The organism is Leyella stercorea DSM 18206 (assembly GCF_000235885.1).
Classification (GTDB): domain Bacteria; phylum Bacteroidota; class Bacteroidia; order Bacteroidales; family Bacteroidaceae; genus Prevotella; species Prevotella stercorea.
The window spans coordinates 1-5,911 of sequence record NZ_JH379347.1; the positions used below are offsets into that span (position 1 = coordinate 1).

Annotated in this window: 9 protein-coding genes; 4 read left to right on the forward strand and 5 right to left on the reverse strand. The window is 45.7% G+C overall.

The window, feature by feature from the left end; translation table 11 throughout:
• The 4 genes from HMPREF0673_RS14640 to HMPREF0673_RS00685 all read left to right on the forward strand — a co-directional run.
• Positions 1 to 242: hypothetical protein (locus HMPREF0673_RS14640; RefSeq protein WP_216589858.1), on the forward strand; the 242-nt coding region annotated here is incomplete at its 5' end.
• A 184-nt stretch (positions 243 to 426) separates the two neighbouring features.
• Positions 427 to 702: a hypothetical protein gene (locus tag HMPREF0673_RS00675; RefSeq protein WP_004322070.1), complete on the forward strand. Its 276-nt coding sequence runs from the start codon at positions 427 to 429 to the stop codon at positions 700 to 702.
• A gap of 7 nt (positions 703 to 709) precedes the next feature.
• A complete protein-coding gene (locus tag HMPREF0673_RS14450; RefSeq protein ID WP_004310164.1) occupies positions 710 to 982 on the forward strand; it encodes a hypothetical protein in 273 nt (90 codons plus the stop codon).
• Between the two features lie 33 nt (positions 983 to 1,015).
• Positions 1,016 to 1,372 carry a hypothetical protein gene (locus HMPREF0673_RS00685; RefSeq protein WP_004310165.1) on the forward strand — a complete coding sequence of 119 codons (357 nt, stop codon included), beginning with the start codon at positions 1,016 to 1,018 and terminating at the stop codon, positions 1,370 to 1,372.
• Positions 1,373 to 1,489: 117 nt separating this feature from the next.
• On the opposite strand, the gene HMPREF0673_RS00690 is transcribed toward HMPREF0673_RS00685, so the two are convergent.
• From HMPREF0673_RS00690 to HMPREF0673_RS00710, 5 genes are all read right to left on the reverse strand, one after another.
• On the reverse strand, positions 1,490 to 3,676 hold the full coding sequence (locus tag HMPREF0673_RS00690) for a type IV secretory system conjugative DNA transfer family protein (RefSeq protein ID WP_004310166.1): 2,187 nt from the start codon (positions 3,674 to 3,676) through the stop codon (positions 1,490 to 1,492).
• A gap of 3 nt (positions 3,677 to 3,679) precedes the next feature.
• Complete coding sequence (locus HMPREF0673_RS00695) at positions 3,680 to 4,417, reverse strand: DNA-directed RNA polymerase subunit alpha C-terminal domain-containing protein (RefSeq protein WP_004310167.1); 738 nt, start codon at positions 4,415 to 4,417, stop codon at positions 3,680 to 3,682.
• Between the two features lie 13 nt (positions 4,418 to 4,430).
• Positions 4,431 to 5,087: an Lcl C-terminal domain-containing protein gene (locus HMPREF0673_RS00700; protein ID WP_004310168.1), complete on the reverse strand. Its 657-nt coding sequence runs from the start codon at positions 5,085 to 5,087 to the stop codon at positions 4,431 to 4,433.
• 21 nt (positions 5,088 to 5,108) lie between these two features.
• Positions 5,109 to 5,621, reverse strand: a complete 513-nt coding sequence (locus tag HMPREF0673_RS00705; protein WP_004310169.1) for a hypothetical protein — start codon at positions 5,619 to 5,621, stop codon at positions 5,109 to 5,111.
• Positions 5,618 to 5,911 (reverse strand): DUF4138 domain-containing protein (locus HMPREF0673_RS00710; RefSeq protein ID WP_007896810.1); only part of this gene is annotated, 294 nt, incomplete at its 5' end. The genes HMPREF0673_RS00710 and HMPREF0673_RS00705, both read right to left, overlap by 4 nt.

The following is a 5,911-nucleotide window of genomic DNA, read 5'->3' on the forward strand; positions in this document are numbered from 1 at the left end:
TGTTCACGGACAACTGCTCCAAACCGTTGTCGGGCGGCGCGTCTGCCGGGCAAACCCGCCATCCGCGCGATTATGCCTTTTCTATCCCATTTATAGCTACCTCCCGATACCCCGCCGCCACCCGTCTTCATTTATACCTATCAGTTTCCTCCTTTTTATCTTTTCCATCTTATTCCTTCTCCGGTTCCTTCCTGTCCTCGCCGGTTGGTTTTCCAGACGCGAAGGTGGACTGCCGCGCTTGATTCCATCGCTTTGAAGTGCATTTTTATAAAATTCTTCCTTTCTGTGAAAGAGTAATTTTCCAAAAAAAGCGTTGGAAGTAGCTTGTTCGTCAGTCCTGTAAAGCATCTGTAAATCCCAAGCGGTTCAGACAGAATATAGAACCGAACAGAGGGAAGAAAAATAAATCATTAAAATTTCATGACAATGGACAACATCAAAGAAAGCAAAGAGTACAAACTTGCCAAAGAATGGGAAATGGCAGTGAATAGTTTTAGTTTCAATCCCAAGCGTTTTGCAGCCGCTATACCTGATATGCACCCCACACTGCAACAGAGCCTCTATAGATTGTTTAAGGAGTGCATCATTGTGATGGCGGATGAGACACGTCGCTATGATGACCGCAATCGTGCGTCACATGAAGAAGCAAAGTGTCTTATGGAATACCTCAAGACAAATGGAAAGCATATCCCATTAAAATAACAAGCGTATGAAAACACAAGAAGTACAATTTGGCGGCAATAACTATCCTTGCCGTGTGGTGGAATCCAACGAGGGTGAAGAACTCCTTATCGGCTCGATTACCTTGCTTGATGCCCTTCAGCCCGGTAGTTTCAACGATGAAAACGAAGGCTTCGCAAGCAAGGAAGCCGAAAGAATCTATGACGAGGTTTTCTTCTTTACCGACATGGCAAACCTGCGACTGACAGACGTAGAATTGGTTGCCGAACTGAAAAAGGACAACCCGGAATGGTTCGAATAAAAAAACAATAATCATCTTAAAAATAGCATAGTTATGGAAAAAGAGTATGTAATACAAATAGCACAGACCATTCAAGAGCAGTTGATAGGACTTACCCCTATGCCCGTCCTCATGTCATGGGGTATCGCAGAGTTTGCAGCCACCATCTTCAAAGACCTGCCTGCACTTCGTATCAAAGTAAACGGACTGTTACACACCGGATACGTCATTATTGCACTTAATGGGTCGGACTATTATGAGGTATATCTGTTGAAAGGCAAAGATGCAGAGTGTGTCAATGAAGAAGTTTGTTACAACGAGTTAGGGGATGTCATTGACAGGGCAATTGAATGCGGTACTGACAAAGAGGAATACGAAAAAATTGCCATCAGCAACTCACCCAATTATTAAGCAGGTAGCTCTCCTGATAAACCAGAAGAAGAGATTAGTTAGTAGTAAACCGCCAGTACGATTGTACTGACGGTTTTTGTTGTTTTTATTTACATTATATGTCAGACAGCCGGATTTTTATTTCGCGTTGCGCTTATTTTGAACGTCTTTTATCATCTCTTTCACATCTTGCCCCACTTGTACGAAGTTTTTATATAGGATGCGCTCCCGTTCCTCTCTCGACTTGAAAGTGTAGAACTTCGGCAGCGGCACATACGCCGCTTCTTCTTTCTTGATTTCTGCCATATCAAAATCTGTTTTGCAGAAGAACTTTGTAGTCTTGAACTCTTCCGATTCTTGAATATTCATTGAACCGCCCATACCTGTTTTCGTCTTCACAAAGTCCCGTGCCGTCTGACCGCATATCCATCCGGTTGCCATATCCGAGATTTTCGAGGCAGGCACAAGGTTGTCCATATTCTCATTGAGATTGATACTTGTTTTGTCCCGGTCAATAGTCACGCCTTTTTTGACCTGGACCACCTTGCCGAAGATGTCATTGGACAACCATTCCAGCGTTTCTTTGGCACGTGCCGAGCCGCTTACCACATTACCTACCGTCGTAATGATCTTTTGCATACCTACCTTACCATAATCGGCTTCCAGTTGCGGTAGTTCCTGAAAGCCGAGCGTTACACTCACCTTATTGCTTCGCGCTGTACCTATCAGACGGTCTATTTTGTGAAAGTAGAGTGTCGGTAACTCGTCCACTATAATACTCACAGGAATATTTTTCCCCTGCCCGGTATTCACACGGGTAACGAGACGGTTTAGGATAAGAGCGTTCAATGCACCGATGATGGATTCCATTTCCGGGTCATTTGCAATCAGCAGGTAACTCGGATTCTTCGGGTCACTCACCTTCAGGTCGAAGTCATCGCCATCCCGGTGGAATATCCAGTAGCTCTCTTTGGTTGCCAGACGCGAGGTATAAACACGTAACGTGCCAATCATACCCTCCAATTGTTCCATTGCCTTATTTTTGAAAGCTGTCTGGAATGGACCAAGCAGCGGAGCAACCTCATTGTCAGTTTCCAGTACCTCGAAAATCGTCTGATAACTTTCATTCAAGAATGACAGAATATGTGGCATGTCCGAATACTTTCCCAGCCAGTAGGCAGGTTCCACGATATTGCCGCCTTCACGGTCGCGCACGATACCTGTCGGTTTCCAGAATTTGGTCTGCGGATCTTGCTGTCTTTCCGCATATAGAGGCTTGCCGTTGGCATCGTAGGGTTCACGTTCATAATTCACGAAGAAGTAGATACAAGCGGCAAGGAAGTTTACCGCCGAGGTTTGGAAGAACTGGTCGCTTCCGCCGCCTCCCTCTTTCTTACCCTTTTGTAGGCTTTCCAATAATGTTTCCGCCGTTTCGCTGGCCGCCGCAAGATTGTTGATGTACTTTGCCTGAATTGGATTCACCCGACGGCTGTACTCCACATCCACAAAATTAATCATGTTGAACTTGCACCCTTGGGGTACTCTGCCCAGTTTCTCGTTCTTCTTGTAATGGTAGTAGAGCTTGGTCGCCAATGTAGGAAACTTGTAGTCATACACCACCATGGCGAAACCTTTGGCCGAATGCTGTCGGATAAACGGCTCTATGATACTGAAAGTCTTACCCGATCCCGGTGTTCCAACTACCCATGTTCCTCGAAAGCAGTTGCTTACAGAAATCCACCCCTTACGGAATTTACCCTTATAGTAGTATCGCATGGGGATATTTACGCTGTATTCATTCTCGACTTTTTCTTCACATTGTTCAAAACTTTCATTCTCGAAGTTGAAACGGTCTTTCATCAATCCCTCCTTGATGAACTTTGAAATGTTGTCTAATGCGATATGTACCAGTACTACGCCAGCAATGGAGGCAATCATATAGAGAATGATATTCAGAGGTAAGGTATAAAGCCTTGTTTCCATCGTATGGCCGAACAGCCATACGGAGAGTACGAGCAGCAATAACCCACTCGTCAATGGATACACCACCTGCCGGCGTGCGTTGAACTCCAGATGCTTCTTGTTCCGCGTTCCGACACAAGTGATGCAGATAAGCAGTACCGTTGCGATTTTGCTGTACACAAGATTGCCGTCGTGGTAAATCATCCATTGTTTGATGCGTCCGTGAATGTCGGTCAGTATGCCGCCCCAGTGGTCGAGCATTGCAGGGTCAATGGCATATTCAAAGAACTCCAGCAGCACGGACACATATACCACTGTGCGGAATATTTTATAGAACCCTTGCAATTCCTTACTTTCTTCCATAAGTCAGTCTGTTATTAGTCCTTGTTTTCTACGATACCAATGATTACCTACTCTGATTACATCCATACCGAACCATGCACCATTCTCGTTCAGTTTTGTTTTTATCTTATCAAGTGTTACCGGACCGATACCCCAGATTTCCATGAGATATTGCTCGTTAAGATGAATCAGGTCTCCGATATATAATATTCCATGAGATTCAAGATGGCTTTTGATGGATGGGGTAATACCCAAACTGAATACCGGTTCCGAGAGATAGTGTACTTCTTCTGCCTGAATGTTATTCAGGGCTATTTCAAGCCCCACTTTGATTCTTTTGAGAGAATCAAGGCGTTCTTGCATCTTTTGGATGACAAGCTCGTCTTGCTGTATCTCATTGCGTAATTGGGTTGCTCTCTTTACAAGTTCGGCATTACTTCTTTTCAACTCTCCGTTAATATCCGCCATTGACAGATTACTTGTTTCAAGCTCGTTTCGTGTGCGGTCTAATTGCGTGACAAGTTCCTCCAGTCTGTCGGCATGACGCTTCAAGATTGAATTTTTTTCATTATCGGCAGTCATTTCGTCCAAAAGGTAGCCGAACCTTTTAATTTGAAAATTAATATCTTCTTTATCCGATGCTATGGAATCTGCGAGTTTTGCCAGTATTTGTCGGCATGAATTACCTTTCATGGACTTATACATGAGGACAATTCCCAATATCATCAATGCTATGCTGAAAAATATATCCGTATCTTTCATATCTTTCTATCTTTTATTCGTTTATGGTAATTATAGGGCGTACTTTGTGCGCCTGTACTTTAGGTGTTTCCTGCATTGCGCCGCTCCCCATGGAATAGAGCCATGCCTTGGCTGTCTGTTGCTTTTCGACTTCTGTGGATGTCCAGTACCAACAGTCGTTTTCATCCAGTGGTAACGGCTCACCGCCACATTGTTCGATGACAGGGTTGATTATCTTTCGCATGGTGTAGAGCAGCCGCATCTCTGCCACGGACGGTACATAGGCACTCTGCCCGTACCGCCATAGGTCGAAAACCGCTTCTGCCATTGGCGAAGCGGTTTCTTGTGTATCATACAGTGCGAATGTATTCTCATTGCCATCATAAGCCATGATGTCAGCCGATGTGCCTTGTGCGATGCCGAGGCTGTCGGCGAATGCCTGTGGAGCAATGTCCCACAGGTAAACTGCATAACCGTCCCCCTCCGTATCTCCGCGTTTTTCGGTATCGAAGACAACCGCTATCGCTTTTTTCCCCGATTGTTCATATTGTGCGTAAGGCAAGGCTGTTCCATCCTCGCAGAGGATATGTCCTGGACGAACTGCTGTATCGGGTACGTCTATATGCGTGTCACAGGCAGCGCAAAGCACGGCAGCCGTTGCCGCTGCCACCAAATGTATCTTTCGTATCATATTGCTTTCTTTTTTGTTTCCCTATTTTATAGGTAGTTTCACACCCAGCACGACACCTGCTCGCAGCACGTCCGCACCTTTTATCATCACATCGCTTTTCACTTGCCAATACAGTGTCCATCCGGCCCGTAGCACATAGTTGTGTTCGTAACCGAAGTGCAGGCCACCGAGGAACTTATTCATGTCGCTTCCGGCTGAAGCTCCGATACGCAGACTGCCATAGTGGTTGCGTCCCCGCGTCATGCACGGCTTGTAGGCCACGCCAAAACCGTAGCTGCGGTAGTTTCGCCAAAATGATTCCGGGCAGATATGCCCGCACGAAGCGCACTCTGCCCATTGTAGATAGCCGTTGACGAAGAACTCCCACGTATGGCGATAGTTCATTTCGTGTTCGTAGGCGAGCGTTATATCCATGCCGTTCTTGTAGAGTAGCCCTGTGCCAAGCGAGAGGCGTCCGCTACCTTGTTGTGCATTTGCACTTGCAGCGATACACACGCAGGTAATTATCACGATGATTGTCTTTTTCATAGTCATTCCTCCTCCAATAAATCTGCATGGAACGAATCTGCCGCCAGTATATCCTCATAGTCGATGTTCAGACTGATGTTACGGCCACTAATCTGTTTCTCCGTCATTTCGATGGTCAGTAGCTTGTCATTGGGAAAGGTCATCTTTTTCACGACAATCACATTCCGATAGCCGTGTCTGAATGTCTTGCCCGATTCCAGAACCAGGGCAGGTGTCAGTTCGATAGTCTGTGCGTTGGTTGCCTTGGCGAGTTTCTTGTCTGTCAGCTTTATCCGTATCTCATCAATGTCAAAACG